Annotated in this window: 12 protein-coding genes; 3 read left to right on the top strand and 9 right to left on the bottom strand. The window is 63.5% G+C overall.

Going from position 1 to position 17,367, the window contains the following annotated elements:
- Positions 1–34: 34 nt before the first annotated feature.
- From TK06_RS10540 to TK06_RS10560, 5 genes are all read right to left on the bottom strand, one after another.
- On the bottom strand, positions 35–3,133 hold the full coding sequence (locus TK06_RS10540; protein ID WP_203417422.1) for an error-prone DNA polymerase: 3,099 nt from the start codon (positions 3,131–3,133) through the stop codon (positions 35–37).
- The gene (locus TK06_RS10545) at positions 3,109–4,530 is read right to left on the bottom strand and encodes a Y-family DNA polymerase (protein ID WP_063322019.1); all 1,422 of its coding nucleotides are present in this window, start codon (positions 4,528–4,530) and stop codon (positions 3,109–3,111) included. Before TK06_RS10545 ends, TK06_RS10540 begins: the two co-directional genes overlap by 25 nt.
- A 7-nt stretch (positions 4,531–4,537) precedes the next feature.
- Positions 4,538–5,170 (bottom strand): translesion DNA synthesis-associated protein ImuA, encoded by a 633-nt coding sequence (imuA, locus tag TK06_RS10550; RefSeq protein WP_063322020.1) that lies wholly within the window; start codon positions 5,168–5,170, stop codon positions 4,538–4,540.
- Entirely contained in the window at positions 5,170–5,787 is a 618-nt protein-coding gene (gene lexA, locus TK06_RS10555; protein WP_013692700.1) for a transcriptional repressor LexA, read from the bottom strand. Before lexA ends, imuA begins: the two co-directional genes overlap by 1 nt.
- Before the next feature lie 80 nt (positions 5,788–5,867).
- Positions 5,868–6,911, bottom strand: coding sequence for an AraC family transcriptional regulator (locus tag TK06_RS10560; RefSeq protein ID WP_063322021.1), 1,044 nt, complete (start codon positions 6,909–6,911; stop codon positions 5,868–5,870).
- A 206-nt stretch (positions 6,912–7,117) separates the two neighbouring features.
- Between TK06_RS10560 and TK06_RS10565 the strand changes: the two genes are divergently transcribed.
- A complete protein-coding gene (locus TK06_RS10565) occupies positions 7,118–8,062 on the top strand; it encodes a SphA family protein (protein ID WP_063322022.1) in 945 nt (314 codons plus the stop codon).
- A 216-nt stretch (positions 8,063–8,278) separates the two neighbouring features.
- On the opposite strand, the gene TK06_RS10570 is transcribed toward TK06_RS10565, so the two are convergent.
- From TK06_RS10570 to TK06_RS10580, 3 genes are all read right to left on the bottom strand, one after another.
- Entirely contained in the window at positions 8,279–9,577 is a 1,299-nt protein-coding gene (locus TK06_RS10570) for a D-arabinono-1,4-lactone oxidase (protein WP_161951751.1), read from the bottom strand.
- A 115-nt stretch (positions 9,578–9,692) separates the two neighbouring features.
- Positions 9,693–10,064: a c-type cytochrome gene (locus tag TK06_RS10575; RefSeq protein WP_063322024.1), complete on the bottom strand. Its 372-nt coding sequence runs from the start codon at positions 10,062–10,064 to the stop codon at positions 9,693–9,695.
- Positions 10,065–10,352: 288 nt separating this feature from the next.
- The gene (locus tag TK06_RS10580) at positions 10,353–11,237 is read right to left on the bottom strand and encodes a LysR family transcriptional regulator (RefSeq protein WP_063322025.1); all 885 of its coding nucleotides are present in this window, start codon (positions 11,235–11,237) and stop codon (positions 10,353–10,355) included.
- 130 nt (positions 11,238–11,367) lie between these two features.
- Between TK06_RS10580 and TK06_RS10585 the strand changes: the two genes are divergently transcribed.
- Together TK06_RS10585 and TK06_RS10590 are read left to right on the top strand one after the other, a co-directional pair.
- The gene (locus TK06_RS10585) at positions 11,368–13,011 is read left to right on the top strand and encodes a GMC family oxidoreductase (RefSeq protein ID WP_063322026.1); all 1,644 of its coding nucleotides are present in this window, start codon (positions 11,368–11,370) and stop codon (positions 13,009–13,011) included.
- Between the two features lie 132 nt (positions 13,012–13,143).
- The gene (locus TK06_RS10590; protein ID WP_063322027.1) at positions 13,144–14,766 is read left to right on the top strand and encodes an MFS transporter; all 1,623 of its coding nucleotides are present in this window, start codon (positions 13,144–13,146) and stop codon (positions 14,764–14,766) included.
- Between the two features lie 40 nt (positions 14,767–14,806).
- Here TK06_RS10590 and TK06_RS10595 read toward each other — a convergent pair whose 3' ends face one another.
- Positions 14,807–17,284: a TonB-dependent siderophore receptor gene (locus tag TK06_RS10595; RefSeq protein WP_063322028.1), complete on the bottom strand. Its 2,478-nt coding sequence runs from the start codon at positions 17,282–17,284 to the stop codon at positions 14,807–14,809.
- Positions 17,285–17,367 lie beyond the last annotated feature (83 nt).

Genomic DNA, 17,367 nt, shown 5'->3' on the forward strand with positions numbered 1-17,367 from the left:
TCCCTCGCCACAAAAACGGCGGTGTTGCTGGGGCTCAGCGAAAGTCACGGCTTTGCACCTGGATACCCGCCAACAACTCGGTCAGGTCGCTCAAGCGCCCGGCGATCAGGTGGCGGACCTCGCCGACGCTTTCCCAGCGCCCGTCGACCTTGAGCAGTTGCGAGCCCACCAAGGTCTTGCGCTGGCGTTCGGCCAAGTCGCGCCAGACCACCACATTGAGGTTGCCGAATTCATCTTCCAGGGTGACAAAGGTCACCCCGCTGGCCGTGCCCGGGCGTTGGCGACCGGTAACCAGCCCGGCGACGCTGACGTTGCGGCCATGCTCCACCTCTTGCAGCTCCCGTGAGCTGCGGCAGCGCCGTGCGCGCAGTTCGGGGCGCAGCAGGGCCAATGGATGAGGGCCCAGTGTCGTGCCGAGCGTGGTGTAATCGGCAAACAGGTTTTCCCCCAGCGTAGGTTTTGGCAGGGCCACGGGCGGTTCCTCCTGGCAGGGCAAACCGGCGAACAAGCCCAGTTGTTTCTGCACCCCGGCCACTTCCCAGCGGGCACGATGGCGATCACCAGCCAGGCCCTGCAAAGCCCCCGCATCGGCCAATTGCGCCTGGGCCCGGGCATCGAGCTGCGCGCGCTCGCCCAAGTCAGCCACGTCGCTGAAGGGCCGATGCCGGCGGGCCGCTTCGATACGGCGGGCATCCTCTTCGCGAAAGCCCTTGATCATGCACAGCCCCATGCGGATCGCCGGTTGTCGACCGTCCATGGGCTCGAGGCTGCAATCCCAATCGCTGGCGCGCACGTCCACCGGGCGGATCGACAGTTGATGCCGGCGGGCATCCTGGAGGATCTGGTCCGGGCTGTAGAACCCCATGGGCCAACTGTTGATCAGGGCACAGGCGAACGCCGCCGGTTCGTGGCATTTGAGCCAACTGCTGGCGTAGGTCAGCAAGGCGAAACTGGCGGCATGGGATTCCGGGAAGCCGTAATTGCCGAAGCCTTTGATCTGTTCGAAGATTTGCGCGGCGAACTCAGCGGTGTAGCCGTTTTTTTTCATCCCCTGCGCCAGGCGTTCCCGATGGGGCTCCAACCCACCGTGACGTTTCCAGGCCGCCATGGAGCGACGCAATTGGTCTGCCTCACCCGGGGTGTAATCGGCCGCGACGATGGCGATCTGCATGACCTGCTCCTGGAACAAGGGAACACCCAGGGTGCGGTTGAGCACTTGCTTCAACGCTTCAGAGGGATAAGTCACCGCCTCTTCTTTGTTTCTGCGGCGCAGGTACGGATGCACCATCCCACCCTGGATCGGCCCGGGGCGTACGATGGCCACTTCGATGACCAAATCGTAGAACGTCTTGGGCCTCAGCCGAGGCAACATCGACATCTGCGCCCGGGACTCGATCTGGAACACACCGATGGTGTCGGCGCGACTGATCATTTCATAGGTCGCCCGATCATCCTGGGGCAGCGACGCCAGGGCGTAGCGTTGGCCCCGATAGCGCTCGATCAAGTCGAAACAGCGACGAATCGCACTGAGCATGCCCAGGGCCAGGATGTCCACCTTGAGTAACCCGACCGCGTCCAGATCGTCCTTGTCCCACTGGATGATGGTGCGTTCGGCCATGGCGGCGTTTTCCACCGGCACCAGGGTGTCCAGGGGTTGCTCGGAAATCACGAAGCCACCAGGGTGCTGGGACAAATGCCGGGGAAAACCGATCAATTGCCGGGTCAGGCTCAGGACCCGGCGCAACACCGGGCTGTCCGGGTCGAAGCCACCTTCACGCAAGCGCTCCACTGGCGGCGCCTCGTCGCTCCAGCGGCCACAGCAATCGGCCAGGGCGTTGACCTGGTCCGGCGGCAAGCCCAGGGCCTTGGCCACATCGCGCACCGCCCCGGCGCCGTGGTAACTGCTGACCACCGCCGTCAATGCCGCACGATGACGACCGTAGCGCTGGAACACGTACTGCAGCACTTCCTCGCGACGGTCGTGTTCGAAGTCGACGTCGATGTCCGGCGGCTCGTTGCGCTCCCGGGACAGGAAGCGTTCGAACAACAGGCTGGTAAGGCTGGGATCGATTTCGGTGATGCCCAAGGCGTAGCACACCGCCGAGTTGGCCGCCGAACCACGCCCTTGGCAAAGAATATGACGGCTGCGGGCGAAGCTGACGATGTCCTGTACGGTGAGGAAATAGCTGTCATAACCCAGCTCGGCGATCAGGCTCAGCTCCTTGTCGATCTGTGCCCGCACTTTGTCTGTCACGCCATCCTTCCACCGCTCGCGCATGCCGCGCTCGGTCAGCTCTCGCAGCCAGGACGCCGGATCATGCCCCTCGGGCACCAGCTCACGGGGGTATTGGTAACGCAGTTGGCCGAGGTCGAAGGTGCAACGCCGGGCGATGTTCAGGGTTTCGTCGAGCAAGGCCCGCGGATAGAGATCGGCCAGATCCTTGCGGCTGCGCAAGTGACGCTCGCCGTTGGGGTGCAGGCGCTGGCCAGCCTCGGCCACCGTGACGTGGTGGCGGATGGCGGTCATGGTGTCCTGCAGGGCACGACGGCCACGCACGTGCATGTGCACATCACCACTGGCCACGATTGGAAGGTCCAAGCGTTCGGCCAGCGCCAGCGAGTCTGCCAATCGGCGGCGGTCGTCCTGTGCGCAATGCAACTGGACCGTCAGCCACAGGCGCCCGGCAAAGGTCGGCTGGAGCCAACGGCCATGTTCCTCGGCATCTTTGCCCTCGGCTATCCATAACGCCAGCAGCCCCGACAAGGGCTGGTCGAAGTCCTCTCGCACGATGCGATAGTGGCCTTTCTCGCTGCGCCGCCGGGCGCGGGTGATCAGCCGGCACAGGGCTTGATAGCCTTCCAGGTCTTCCACCAGCAACACCAGTTTCGGGCCGTTCTCGACCTGGATTTCGCTGCCGACGATCAGTTGCAGCTCCAGTTCCTTGGCCGCCTGCCAGGCCCGGACGATTCCGGCCAAGGTGCATTCGTCGGTGATCGCCAGGGCCTGGTAGCCCTGCTGCTTGGCGCGACGGCACAACTCCAGGGCACTGGAGGCACCGCGCTGGAAGCTGAAATTCGACAGGCAATGTAGCTCGGCATACTCAACGCTCATGCGAACCAGCCCTGCAGCCACAGCGGCCCGCCCTCGCCTACCGTTCGATAGGCCCAGCCACGTTGTCCGCGGCGGGTTTCGATCAGGTAATAGTCACGGCGCACATCCGCGCCGTCCCACCAACCGGTCTCGATGCGCTCGGGGCCCATGAGGATGTGCGCCTGACCTTGCGCCAATGCCTGGGGCTCCTCCAGCAGCCAGCCGGGACGCTGCACACCGTCGCGCACCGGACAAGCCTGGGATCGGGGTTGGGAGGTCATCTGCCAGGCGCACTCAGGCCGATGGTCGTCGCGAAACCCCAGGCCCTGCACGGCCTCATCCCCCAGCCGGGCCCGCAAGCGTTCGCGCAGTTGCTCCCAGGGCAATGATTGCTGAGGACGTTCGTCGAACAGCTCCAGGCGCTGGGGCACGAAGCTCGGCAGGTCCTCGGCACACAAGCGAAAGCCCCGCACCGGCGCCTCGACCTGCACCTGTTCCAAGCGACCGCGGGCCAGTTCGAAGAGCATCGCCGGGGCCCGCTCGGCGCTGAGCAGGCCGACCTTGATCACTGTATCCGGCAACCCGGCGTGCTCCAGGTGCAGGTCAAAGCGCTGCACGCCGCTGTCGCGCCCGCAGAGGAAGGCCGACAAGTCACCGGTCAGCCGGCGCAACGGGAACAACAGCGCTTGATGGGATTGCACGTCATAGTTGAGCTCGATGCGCACATCGAAACGGTCCGGCGGCAGGTAGAACGACAGCGCCAGGGTGCGATGGCCCATCAACGCGTCGAGGTGCTTGAGCACTTGGGCCTCGAAGCGCCGCGCCAGGGTCTGCCGGGGCAAGGCCTGTACCTGGCTCAAGCGGCGCAGGCCCATGCGCGACAGCGCCGTGGCGACGTCGGGTTCCAGGCCGATCCGCTCCACAGGCATGTCTCCCAGGCACTGTTGCAAGGTCTCGGCGTCGGGCACCACCAGGGCGTCATAGGCATTGGCCAACACCCGTGCCGCCACCGGATTGGGAGCGGCGACGATGCGATGACGAAAGCCCAGCTCGGTCAGCTCGGCCCGCAAGCGCGCCTCGAACACCGGCCAGGGGCCAAACAGGCCCAGGCTCGACTCGATCTCGAACAGCAGCGTACGCGGGTAATGCACGCTGACCTGGGCGCTGAAACGGTAGGCCCAGGCCGCCAGGAACTGTTGCCAGTGTTCGATTTGCGCCGCGTCGTATTCGGCGGTGGCAAAGCCTTTGCTCAAGGCCTGGGCGGCGGTCATGGTCTGGCCGGGACGCAAGCCCAGGGCTCGTGCCGGCGCATTCACCGCTTGCAGCACCCGACGCTGGGCCGGACCGGTCAGTAATGCCAGGGGCTGGTCGGGATCGGGGCGCTGACGCAGCGCAGCGTCCAGCGCCAATTGCGGGAAGAGAATACAGACCCAGCGCATCGCAACCTCAATGCCCGGTTTGTGTGGCGAGCGTGGCAAAGGCAATCGGCGCCGAACGAGCCAACCCGCCGCGACACTTGAGCACGCGCAATTGCGCCGGCCGGGTATCGATGGCAATGCGCAGGGCCGCCGGCGACGGGTTGATGGCCTCCTGGATCGAGCGCCAGGCGAACGCCAGGGTCTGGCCGGTTTCCGCCGCCACTTGCAAACGGCGCAAGGCCCGGTCGTCCGCCTGGCGGGGCCAACACAGCACCGCGCCACAACTGCCAGAACGCAGGCATTGTTCGGTGGCCCACAGGGCATCGCGCTCATCGGCGCGGATTACCGACAACTGACGCAGGTCGACGCCAGCGTTCTGCCAGGCCTGGGGATAGGGCACGAACGGTGGCGCCACCAGCACGATCCGCTCCCCCGCCGCCGACAGCCGCGCCAGGGTCGGCCACACCAGTTGCAACTCACCCACGCCCGGCGCGGCGATGAGCAGTTCCGTCAAGGCCGCCTCCGGCCAGCCACCACTGGGCAACGCCGCGTCCAGTGCCGCATGGCCGGTGGGTTGCGGGCTGGCGGCTGGCGGCGCAGGCCGGCCCTTCCAGACCTGGCCGCCGTTGAACAGCGTGTCCAGCGCAACGACAGCGCCCATCAGCCTTGCCTCACCAAGCCACAGAACACCCCTTCTATCGCCAGGTCCTGGTCGGCCTCGACGATGATCGGCTGGTAGGCCGGGTTGCGCGGCAACAAACGCACCCGCTCGCCAATGCGCTCGAAGCGCTTGATGGTGACTTCGCCATCCAGGCGCGCCACGACAATCTGGCCGTTGGCGGCCTGCGGCGTGCGCTGCACACCCACCAGGTCACCGTCGAGAATGCCGTCCTCGATCATCGAATCGCCCTGGACCCGCAGCAGGTAATCCGGCGCCTTGGTAAAAATCGCCGGGTCCAGCATCAAGCGACTGTGGACCTCGGCATCGGCGCCGATCGGCAGCCCGGCAGCCACTCGCCCCAGCACCGGCACGTCCAGCAGCTCGGGTCGTGGTGGCTGGTTCAGCAAGCGAATGCCCCGGGCCTGATGCGGATTGACCTCGATGAAACCGGCTTCGGTCAGCGCCAGCACATGCTTGCGCGCCACACTGCGGGAGGCAAAACCGAACGCCTCGCTGATTTCAGCGAGGCTGGGAGGCTGGCCCTGATCGGCGATGCGCTCGCGGATGAAGGTCAGGATGGCGGTGCGGCGGGGAGTGAGAGTCGTCATGGAGTACATTTGTACTCTTCCGAGGTTTTTCTGACAAGCGCCGCCAGTCAGTTCACAGCTCGGGGGCCGAGGTGTTCGACGCCCAGTGGCTAGAGCCGGGCGTCGGCGCTCTCATTGCGAAATGCGCTCGGGCTCATGCCGGTCCAACGCCGGAACGCCCGGCGGAAGCTGCGCACATCGCTGTAGCCGACTTCTTCGGTGATGCGCTCGATGGACAGTTCGGGATTGGCCAACAGGTTCAGGGTGCGGCTGCGACGCACCTGTTCGAGCAAGGTCTCGAAGGTCAGGTTGTGCTCGCTCAGGCGCCGACGCAGGGTGCGGCTGCTCATGTTGAGATCACCGGCGATTTTCTCGATGTGGCTGCCACGGGTCAGGTCTCGGGCAATGGCCCGTTCCACGGTCTGGATCAGGTCAATCTTCTGGTGAACTTCGGTGGCTTCCTGCTCCAGCAAGGCCAATGCCTGGCGCAGGGCCAGCGGGTGGTGATTGGGCAAACGCATATCCAGCCAGCGCACGTCGATCAGCATGCGATTGTGTCGGCAACCGAAGTGCACATCCGGTCCCAAGATCCACTGATATTCCTGGGCATAGGACGGTGCGGCGTGCATGAACTCCACGGCCAGGGGCTTGAAATCGGGCCCCGCCAGGGCCCGGCCATAGACCATCAGGCTGGCGAAGAACTCTTCCACGGCAAACACCTGGATCTCGGCGAAAGGCAGCCGGCAGGTCGCCTCGACCATGATCCGGCCAGTGGCTTCTTCGACGCTGGTCACCGCGATGCCACCGGTGGTGTGCTGGTAACGAACCCCCAGGGCAAAGGCATCGCGCAGGGTTTCGCACAATGATAGGACGTGGCCCAGCAGGCCGAGGGTGCCAAGCACGTTGCGGTCCCCTACCCACAACCCCAGTCCCTGGTCGGGCAACAGCTTGAGCGCCCGTTGAATCATGACCACGGCCTGGCGGTGGGAAATGCGCTGGGCGGGATCTTGCAGATCATCAAGGCCGAACCCCAGGCCGCGACACAGGCTGGCGGCATCGAAGCCCTTGTCCGCCACAACCTCGGCCAGGGTCTGTAGCAGGAATGGCGATACCAACGCCAATTCATAGGTCGGGTCAATGACTTTCATCTGCATGGGGCGGGTTCCGGAGGACGTTAGGTGGCGTTTTTGTAACCGGTTATTTCACAAAGTTAGCATGCCCCGGCGGATCGAGGGGCACAAAAATCTGGCCGCCCAAGTCCCCTGTATGGCCGCCAATACCCTGCCCTGTTGGCGGCGAACGGCTTATTTGTATGGCTCGGACTTTCGGTGCATCTCCAACAATAATAATGAGCCCCCACATGAACCCGATCCGCACGACATTCGCCTTGCAATTGACCCTCGGCCTGGCCTGCGCCAGTGCCTTGCCGGCCCTGGCTACCGAAGCCGGGGTCGACAACATCGGCCCCGGTACAGACGGCTTCTTCATGCTGCCGCTGGAGGTCGACAGCCTTCCGGACAACATGATTGCGTTCAACGTCTACTACAACCACTACAAGGCCCGGAAGCTCAACATCAGTTCATTGGGTGGCGAAGTGCCGAAGGTCGAAATCGAATCCACGGCAGTGGTCCCGCGCATCGATTACCTGAGCCCGTTGCGGGTGGCCGGTGGGCGCGCGGGGATCTACATCGCCCAACCGTGGATCAAGCAGGAAGTGTCGGTGTTCGGCCTGCATGACACCCGCGAGGGCATGGGCGACACCACGATTTCGCCCATCGTGCTCTGGGACATGGGCAAAAACCTGACCCTGGCCGCGGCGGTGGAAATCACCGTGCCGACCGGCGAATACAGCACCGATCGACTGGCCAATACCAGCAACAATTTCTACACCTACAAGCCGCTGTTTTCCTTCACCTGGCTACCCACGGAAAACACCGAGGTGTCGATGAAAAGCACCTACAGCTTCAACCGCAAGAACAAGGACACCGACTACCGCTCGGGGCAGATCTTCCACTTCGATTATTCCGCCAGCTACCGCGTGACCGACAACGTGATGCTGGGGCTCAACGGCTACTACCTCAAACAGACCACCGACGACAAACAGTACGGCCGCACCGTGCAATTTGCCGGGCAAGACGTGGACGATGGCGTACGCGGCCAGGTCTTTGCCATCGGCCCGGCGCTGCACCTGACCTTCCTCAAGTACGCCAGCGCCGAAATCCGCTGGGCCAAGGAGTTTGCAGTGGAGAACCGCACCGAGGGCGAAATGCTCTGGGCCAAGGTCAGTATTCCGTTTGCGTTCTAGAGTGTTTCACTGCACGTGTGGCGAGGGAGCTTGCTCCCGCTCGGCGGCGTAGCCGTCGTAAACCGGCTGACGCGATCTGTCTGGAAAGCAGTGTTATCCGATTGGGGCCGCTGCGCGGCCCAGCGGGAGCAAGCTCCCTCGCCACAGGTTTTGTGCCTGACAGGAATGACAGATGCACCGCCATCGCGAGCAAGCTCGCGCCCACAGGTTCTTCCTTCAGCTCAAACCCAGAATCGATGAAAGATGCCCATTGAGGAACTTGCCGCCAGGGTCCAGCGCCTGGCGCACCTCGGTGAATTCCGTCCAGCGCGGGTACAGCGCCTGGAGCGCCTTGGCGTTCAGGGAATGCAATTTCCCCCAATGCGGACGGCCCTGGTATTTCCAGAAGATCGGCTCGATGGCGGCAAAGAAATTGTGATGGTCCATCTGATAATGCTGGTGCACCGAGATCGAGCAACTGTCCCGGCCTTCGAACATGCTCAGGGCAATGTCGTCGGCCTTCACGTAGCGGTATTCAATGGGAAACCAGGTGCGCAGGTCCTTGTCGCGGATCAGCGCCAAAATCTCCCGCAGGCACGCCGGGCCGTATTCGGCCGGCACCGAGTACTCCATCTCGTTGAAGCGCACAGTGCGCGCGTTGGCGTAGATGTCATGGGAGTCACCGACCCGGTCGTCGAAATCGGCCACCAGCCGCAGACTGTTGAGCAACGCTCGCCGGATCGCGGGAAAATCGCTGCCGTACTTGTCGAGGTTTTCGATCAGGCTGACGAAATCGTTGCCGCCCTCCTCCTCGGGGCTGATCGGCGGCGTGGGCGGATCCGTGGTTTCGTTCAGGGTGATCGACAACGCATAGTCGGAATGGGTGACGACCTGCATTTCCCAGTGCTGGTTGTCCCGGGTGTTGGTGCCCACGTCCTCGAGCAACTCCTCGGTTTTCGCCACCCACTGGTGCTCGCGCAAGCGATAGGCGGCGCGGTTCTGCAGGCGCACGCGAGTCACCAGCCCCAGCGCGCCAAGGGACACCCGGCCGGCCTTGAATACTTCTGGATGACGCTGGGCATCGCAATCGAGGACCGCGCCGCTGGCCGTCACCAGTTGCAGGCCGACTACTTGGGAGGCGTACGAGCCGAAGGCCTTGCCAGTGCCGTGGGTCGAGGTGGCGATGGCACCGGCCAGGGTCTGGTAATCCACGTCGGCCATGTTCGGCAGTGCCTGGCCGATGGCCTTGAGCGCCGGACCCATGCGGGACATGGGCGTGCCACCGCCGAACTCGGCTTGCAGGCTGGCAGCATCATGAGCCAACAGGCCGCTGAAAAAACTCAGCGACAACAAGGTGCCGTCAGTGGGCACCAGGGCGCTGAAGGAATGCCCGGAACCCACCGGACGAATCCGCCCTTCGGCGCGCCTCACCACGTTCACCAGTTCATCGAGGTCCTTGGGGGCCAGGCGCGCCGCCGGCAAGCAGCTCTGCGCACCGGACCAATTGCGCCAGGGGATCAGCCGCGGCGCGCGCATCAACTCGGCCAGGGCGCCCTGGCTGCCCAGGGCCGTAAAGGCTGCGACAACGCCGGCCTGTTGCAGCAACCGACGCCGTGAGTAGTCCATCGTCATGCCGTAGTACCCGTAGTTATTATTGGAAGTGATGACCGGACATGAAGGCGATCAGGGCCAGGAACTGCTCTTCGGAACAGTGCATGCACAGGCCCATCGGCGGCATGCCGTTGTAGCCGTTGATCGCGTGATCCAGCAGGGTGTCGGCGCCCTGGGCCACCCGTGGCGCCCAGGCGTTCGTATCGCCGGTCAACGGCGCCCCGGCACCGGGGTTGGCGTGGCAGAGCTTGCAACTACTGTCGTAGACCTGGGCCAACACCGCATCGCTGGGCATGGCCGTGAATACCGTGGGCGCGGGCGGCTTGGCCTCATCGCCACACGCGGCAAGCAACGCGCCGAACGATACGACGGCAGCGGTTCGAAGCAGGAAGGAAGGCGTGATTGCCGACATAAGGCCCCTCATGGCGGCGCAAGGGTTGCGCCTTTCTTGTTGTGGGTCTGGCAGTTCCCACACTAAGGCACGCCACCGCGTTGGCTTGAGGTCATTGGGGGCCATAAAAGGGGGCTTGGGCGGCCAGCACTTGCACAGCCCTCTGTGGCGAGGGAGCTTGCTCCCGCTGGGGTGCGAAGCAGCCCTGATCCATTCATTGCGGTGGGTCAGGGGCATTGCGAACTGAGGTTTGGGGCTGCTGCGCAGCCCAGCGGGAGCAAGCTCCCTCGCCACAGGGGTACTGCGTGGTCAGGGCAGCAGCAGCGCCTGCTCGCGCTCGCACAACTGCACCACGTAATCCCACAGCACCCGCAGGCGTACGGATTTGTGCAGCTCGCGGCGGGTGCTGATCCAGTAGCTGCGGCGGATGGTTTCGTCCGGCAGCAACGGCACCAGCGTCGGGTCGCCGCTGGCCATGTAGCAAGGCAGCACGGCAATCCCCAGGCCGGAGCGCGCGGCCTGCTGCTGGGCGATGACGCTGGTGCTGTGGAACACCACCCGAGGGTTGCGGCAAAAGCTGTTGAGGAACATCAGTTCCTGGCTGAACAAAAGATCATCGACATAACCGATCCAGGCATGGCGGGCCAGGTCCTCGCGGCTGCGCAGCGCTGGCGAGCGGTCCAGGTAGGCCTGGCTGGCGTACAGCGCCAAGCTGTAGTCGGTGAGTTTGCGGGTGACCAGCAGGTCGGCCGCCGGGCGTTCGAGGTGGATGCTGATTTCCGCCTCACGGTTGAGGATGCTGACAAAGCGCGGCACCGCCACCAGTTCCACTTCCAGCCCCGGATAGCGCTGGAACAGCCCCTCCATGCGACAGGCGAGAAACATGATGCCCAGCCCTTCGGTCACCCCCAGGCGGATCTTGCCCAGGGGCGCACTGGACTGGGTGATGTCCTCCTGGGCCAGCAACGCCACGTTCTCCATGGCTTCGGCGTGCTTGAGCAGCGTCTCGCCGGCCGGGGTCAGTTCATAGCCCTGGGCATGCTGGACAAACAGCGCGGTGCCGAGGCTTTTCTCGATGGCCTCGATGTGCCGTGCCACGGTGGCGTGGGTGGTGTTCAAGCGCCGTGCAGCCGTCAGCAGACGCCCGCTGCGTTGCAACTCCAGGAAATAACGCAGGTCATTCCAGTCGAACATGAGGCGATCCTTGAACGCGCCTGAAGGCATGACTGTTTATAAACGCATAGCCGCTGCGCAAAAACTAACATTCTTTTGACGAAAACTAACAACTAGGATGGATCCCACAAAAACAAAAATGAGGTCGCGAATGCAACCTGTCGTCGATGAATACGATTACGTGATCGTGGGCGCCGGCCCTGCCGGATGCCTGTTGGCCAATCGGCTGTCGGCCAATCCGCAACACCGGGTGCTGCTGCTCGAAGCCGGCGGGCGCGATAACTATCCGTGGATTCACATCCCGGTCGGCTACCTGTTCTGCATCGGCAACCCACGCACCGACTGGTGCTTCAAGACCGAAGCACAACCTGGCCTGCAAGGGCGTGCCCTAAGTTATCCGCGCGGCAAGGTCCTGGGCGGTTGCTCCTCCATCAACGGCATGATCTACATGCGCGGCCAGGCCACGGACTACGATGGCTGGGCCGCCGAGGGCAATTCTGGCTGGGCCTGGAACGACGTGCTGCCACTGTTCCGCCAGAGCGAAAACCATTTTGCCGGCGCGTCCGAATTTCACGGCGCCGGCGGCGAATGGCGGGTCGAACGCCAGCGCCTGTCATGGCCGATTCTCGATGCGTTCCGCACCGCCGCCGAACAGAGCGGCATCCCCAACGTCGACGATTTCAACAGCGGCGACAATGAAGGCTGCGGCTACTTCCAGGTCAATCAGAAAGCCGGGGTACGCTGGAACGCGGCCAAGGCGTTTCTCAAGCCGATTCGCCAGCGCGCCAACCTCACGGTGTTGACCGACGTCGAGGTCGACCGCGTGTTGCTGCGTGACGACCGGGCCTACGCCGTCAGCGCCCGCTGGCGAGGCAAAGGCATGACTTTCAAGGCCCGCAAGGAAATCGTCCTGTGCGCCGGGGCCGTGGGTTCGCCGGGGATCCTGCAACGTTCCGGGATCGGCCCGCGCAGCCTGCTGCAACGCTTGGGCATCGGCGTGGTGCATGAGCTGCCCGGCGTCGGCGGCAACTTGCAGGACCATCTGCAACTGCGGCTGATCTACCAGTTGGAAAACGCCCGCACCCTGAACCAGATCGCCGGCACCCTGTGGGGCAAGATGGGCATGGGCCTGCGCTACCTGTACGACCGCAGCGGCCCGTTGTCCATGGCCCCCAGCCAACTCGGCGCGTTCGCCCGCTCGGGCCCGGAGCAGACCTCGGCCAACCTCGAATACCACGTGCAGCCGCTGTCCCTGGAACGCTTCGGCGAACCGCTGCACAGCTTCCCGGCGTTCACCGCGTCGGTCTGCGACCTGCGCCCGCAAAGCCGTGGCCGGGTGGACATCCGCTCCGCCGATTTGCATGAAGCGCCGCTGATCCAGCCCAACTACCTGAGCCACCCCGAGGACCTGCGGGTCGCCGCCGACGCCATCCGCCTGACCCGCCGCATCGTCGCGGCCCCGGCCCTGAGCCGTTTCAAACCGGTGGAATACCTGCCGGGCCCCAGCCTGCAAACCGAAGAAGAACTGCACCAGGCCGCCGCCCGCATCGGCACGACGATTTTCCACCCGGTGGGCACTTGCCGCATGGGCCAGGATCGTGACGCGGTGGTGGATGCGCAACTGCGTGTCCACGGCATCAAGGGCCTGCGCATTGCCGACGCCTCGATCATGCCACGCATCACCTCGGGCAACACTTGCTCGCCAACGTTGATGATTGCCGAGAAGGCGGCGCAGATGATGCTCAACCCCGCGACGAGGAATACCGACGTCGAAAAAGCACCTGCTACGGTCTGAACACCAGAAACACCTGTGGGAGCGAGCTCCCTCAAGGTGAGGAGTCGATTCAAGGAAAGTGTGTCAAATCAGGAGACGCCACCCCGGCGTCGCAGTGGAACAACAAAAACAATCACTGTGAGGGATACCGCTATGTCCGAGCATGTTCAGTCCCTGGAAGCCACGCGCAGCGTCGGCACCAGCCAGGAAACCCAGAAAGTCATCTTCGCCTCGTCCCTGGGGACGGTGTTCGAGTGGTACGACTTTTTCCTCTATGGCGCCCTGGCGGCGGTGATCAGCAAGCAATTCTTCGCCGGGGTCAACGACACCACCGCGTTCATCTTCGCCCTGATGGCGTTCGCCGCCGGTTTCATCGTGCGGCCGTTCGGGGCATTGGTGTTCGGTCGGTTGGGGGACATGATCGGGCGCAAGTACACATTCCTGGCGACCATCATCCTCATGGGCGTGGCGACGTTCTGCGTCGGCCTGCTGCCCAACTACGCCAGCATCGGCATTGCCGCGCCGATCATCCTGGTGGTGCTGCGCATGCTCCAGGGCCTGGCCCTGGGCGGTGAGTACGGCGGCGCGGCGACCTACGTTGCCGAGCACGCGCCAATGGGCAAGCGCGGTTTTCATACCAGCTGGATTCAGTCCACGGCCACCCTCGGGCTGTTGCTGTCGCTGCTGGTGGTGCTGGGCTGCCGCTACTTCACCGGCGATCAGTTCGAAGTCTGGGGCTGGCGCATTCCGTTCCTGTTGTCGATCCTGCTGCTGGGCATTTCCACCTGGATTCGCCTGAGCCTGCATGAGTCGCCGGCCTTCCTGAAAATGAAAGAAGAAGGCAAGAGCTGCAAGGCGCCGATTCGCGAATCGTTCGGCAAGTGGGAAAACCTGAAGGTGGTGTTGATCGCCCTGTTCAGCATCAACGCCGGGCAAGCGGTGACCTTCTATGCCGCACAGTTCTACGTGCTGTTTTTCCTCACCCAGTTCCTGAAGATGGACCCGGCCCTGGCCAACAGCCTGCTGATTGTCAGCGTGGTGATCGGCGCACCGTTCTTCATCTTCTTTGGCTGGCTGTCGGACAAGGTCGGGCGCAAACCGGTGCTGATGATCGGCCTGCTGCTGGCGACAGCGCTGTACTTCCCGATCTTCAAGACCCTGGCCCATTACGCCAACCCGGCCATCGACCAGGCGAGCCGCCAGGCACCGATCACCGTGATCGCCGACCCGGCCACCTGCACCTTCCAGTTCGACCCGGTGGGCAAGGCGCGCTTCGACAGCCCGTGCGACAAGGTCAAGACCTTCCTGGTCAAGCAAGGCCTGCCCTACAGCAGCGTCGCAGCCCCAGCCGGGAGCACGGTGCAGGTCAGCGTCGGTGACGTGAAACTCGAAGGTTACGACGAAGCGGCCCTGCGCGGCGCGGTGACCCTGGCAGGCTATCCGCAACAGGCTGACGCCCAGCAGATCAACCGGCCGATGATCGTCGCCTTGATCGTGGCGCTGATCATCATCTCGGCGATGTGCTACGGACCGCTGGCAGCGTTGATGGTCGAACTGTTCCCGACCCGCATTCGCTACACCTCCATGTCCCTGCCCTATCACATCGGCAACGGCTGGTTCGGCGGCTTCCTGCCCACCGTGTCGTTCGCCCTGGTGGTCTACACCGGGGATATCTTCTACGGGTTGTGGTACCCGGTGGTGATCACCGGGGTGAGCCTGGTAGTGGGCATGATCTGCCTGCGGGAAACCCGGAGCGTGGACCTGGACAAGAACTGAGAGAAACCGTGGCGAGGGCGCTTGCGCCCTCGCCACCGGATCAGAAGCGCGCTTTCATGGACAGGGTGAAGTTGCGCGGCTCGCCATAATAGTTACCGAAACCCTCGGTCCCGATGGTGGCGTAGTAGCGCTTGTCGAACAGGTTATTGCCATTGAGCGCCAACGACCAGGTGTCATCGATGCGGTAGCCGAGGCGACCGTTCCACACCGCATAACCGGCCTGGGTGATCTTCTCGCCCGTCGCTGGCGACACCCGGAAATTGTCGCTTTGTGCGTTGACGCCTGCGCCGACGCTGAACCGTTCCAATGCCCCGCCGAGGGCATAATCGCCCCACAGTCGCAGCACATGGCGCGGCACGTAGCTGTTGAACGAACCGCCGTTGAGGCTGGTGTCAATGTCGTCGAGGGTCTTGGTCTGGGTGTAGGTATAGCCGGCCAGCAGTTGCAGGCGCTCGATGACTTCACCGCTGATCTCGGCTTCGAAGCCTTGGGCGCGTACCTTGCCGGCGTTCTCATAGCAGAAACCGTCCGAGGACGAACAGCTTGAGATGTAGTCGGTCTGGGCCTGGTCCTTCTGCAGCGTGCGGAACAGGTTGAAGGCGCTGTTCAGGCGGCCCTCGAACCATTCGCCCTTGATCCCCAGTTCGTAGCTTTCACCCACCAGGGGCTTGAGTGCCGAACCGCTTTCGGAGCGGTAGTTGCCTTGGGGCGTGAAAATGTCCGAGTAACTGGCGTAGGCCGTCAGGTGTTCGTTGAGGTCCAGCAACACGGCGGCAAACGGAGTGACCTGGCCCGTCTCCGTGCTCTTGGCGTGTTCCGAACCGCCGGTGAGGAACACCGAGTCGGTCTTGGAGCTGTACCAGCTTACCCGGCTGCCCACCACGAACGTCAAGGGATCCGCCAGCTTCAGGCGCAGGGTCGAATACATCCCTTGCTGCTCGGTAACGGTCTTGACCGGACCACCGCGCGTCGAGTTTTCGATGAAGTAACTGTCGTCCGGTTCGGGAATATGACGGTCCGGATCGAACACATTCTGTTTCTCTGGCAGCAGTGCCACCGAGAAAAAGTCATCTTTGTCCGAGCGACTGGCGTTGAAGCCGACGACCCATTCGTGCTGCTGCCCAAAGGCATCGAACTTGCCGTCCAGATACGCATCGAGGCCGTAATCGACCTGGTCGTAGTCGTACATGCTGCCCAGCATGTTGGTGGTCGAGATGCCTGGCGTCACCGAGCCCGATGCAAACGCGTATTTGATGTCCTGGGTATTTTTCGTATAGACACCGGCCACCTTCACGGCCCAGTCGTCGTTGAGCTGATGCTTGAGATCGCCGAACACCGTGGTCCGCTGGCTACGCCAGGTATTCCACGACGGATCCAGGCAAGTGGAGCGGCTGAGCTTCAGATCGCTGCCATCCCTGTAGCGAGGCAGCCCGCCCCAGCAGGGGCTTGCATCGACGTCTTCATAGGCAACGCCCAGGCCGAGCGTCGTATCGGGGCTCAGGTCGAAGTCGAGAGCGCCGTAATAGATCTGGTCCTTGCGACGGGCATCGTCATAAAAATAATGCCGGCTCTGCTCGGCGATCACCGCCCTGCCCCGCACAGTACCGGAATCATTCAGTGGACCACCGGTGTCGATCTGCCCACGGTAGTTGTCCCAAGTACCGCCCGAGAGGCTGAGTTCGGTCTGGGCCGCGGCCAGGCCGCGTTTGCGGACGAAATTGACGCCGCCGGAGGTACCACCCGAGCCCTTCATCATCCCGGCCGCACCGCGCAGGACTTCGACACGGTCGTAATACGCCATGTCACTGCTGAAACTATCGGCCTGGACATAGCTGTTGCCCATGTCCAACGGGACGCCGTCATATTGATACTGGCCGGACATCCGGAACCCACGGGAATAGAAATATTTTCCGCCCATGGTCGAGTCGTAGACGGTAATGCCGGGCGTCTTTTCCATCACTTGATCGATGGTGTTCAGGTTTTGGTCATCGAGCATCTTGCGGGTGATCACCGTCACCGATTGTGGCGTTTCGCGCAGCGAGTGCTCGCCTTTGCCAATGGTGACCGCCCCTGTCGTGTAGGAGCCACTGTTCTCGGTGGTCGCGCCGAGCCTCTGTCCGTCGATGGTGGTGACGCCCAGTTCCATTGCCGAACCGTTGCCGGGCACGGGGCGCAGCACATACGTACCGTTGGGCTGGAAGTCGGCTTGCAGGCCGCTGCCGCCAAGAATGCGCGCAAATCCGTCAACCACGCCAAACGAACCGCTCAGGCCAGGCGATCGCAGGCCCTGGAGTTGCCGGGCATCGAACGAAATGGCGACACCGGCAGCGCTGGAAAAACGGGTCAGGACATCCACCAGGCTGCCGGCTCCGATATCGTAGGCCTGCACCCAACGCTGCTGCGCCGAAGCCTCTGGAACCGGGCTGGCATTCACGGCCCCGGCGCTGCCCGTAGCGGCTGCCAGCAGGCCGATTTTCACTGCAAACACCAGACGACCTGGCGCGCTCACCCAAGACATGCTTCCCCTCCCCAAAACGGTCGTTAAAAACTCACTGAGGAAGAGCCGAACGATGCGGATGAAAAGTGCAGAACAATTTTTTT

The organism is Pseudomonas fluorescens (assembly GCF_001623525.1).
GTDB classification, from domain to species: Bacteria; Pseudomonadota; Gammaproteobacteria; order Pseudomonadales; family Pseudomonadaceae; genus Aquipseudomonas; species Aquipseudomonas fluorescens_Q.

Bases quoted from the DNA above. Each gene is read 5' to 3' on its own strand.
- TK06_RS10545 (WP_063322019.1), bottom strand. From the start codon at position 4,530: ATGCGCTGGGTCTGTATTCTCTTCCCGCAATTGGCGCTGGACGCTGCG.
- imuA (WP_063322020.1), bottom strand. From the start codon at position 5,170: ATGGGCGCTGTCGTTGCGCTGGACACGCTGTTCAACGGCGGCCAGGTC.
- lexA (WP_013692700.1), bottom strand. From the start codon at position 5,787: ATGTACTCCATGACGACTCTCACTCCCCGCCGCACCGCCATCCTGACC.
- TK06_RS10560 (WP_063322021.1), bottom strand. From the start codon at position 6,911: ATGCAGATGAAAGTCATTGACCCGACCTATGAATTGGCGTTGGTATCG.
- TK06_RS10565 (WP_063322022.1), top strand. From the start codon at position 7,118: ATGAACCCGATCCGCACGACATTCGCCTTGCAATTGACCCTCGGCCTG.
- TK06_RS10570 (WP_161951751.1), bottom strand. From the start codon at position 9,577: ATGCGCGCGCCGCGGCTGATCCCCTGGCGCAATTGGTCCGGTGCGCAG.
- TK06_RS10575 (WP_063322024.1), bottom strand. From the start codon at position 10,064: ATGTCGGCAATCACGCCTTCCTTCCTGCTTCGAACCGCTGCCGTCGTA.
- TK06_RS10580 (WP_063322025.1), bottom strand. From the start codon at position 11,237: ATGTTCGACTGGAATGACCTGCGTTATTTCCTGGAGTTGCAACGCAGC.
- TK06_RS10585 (WP_063322026.1), top strand. From the start codon at position 11,368: ATGCAACCTGTCGTCGATGAATACGATTACGTGATCGTGGGCGCCGGC.
- TK06_RS10590 (WP_063322027.1), top strand. From the start codon at position 13,144: ATGTCCGAGCATGTTCAGTCCCTGGAAGCCACGCGCAGCGTCGGCACC.
- TK06_RS10595 (WP_063322028.1), bottom strand. From the start codon at position 17,284: ATGTCTTGGGTGAGCGCGCCAGGTCGTCTGGTGTTTGCAGTGAAAATC.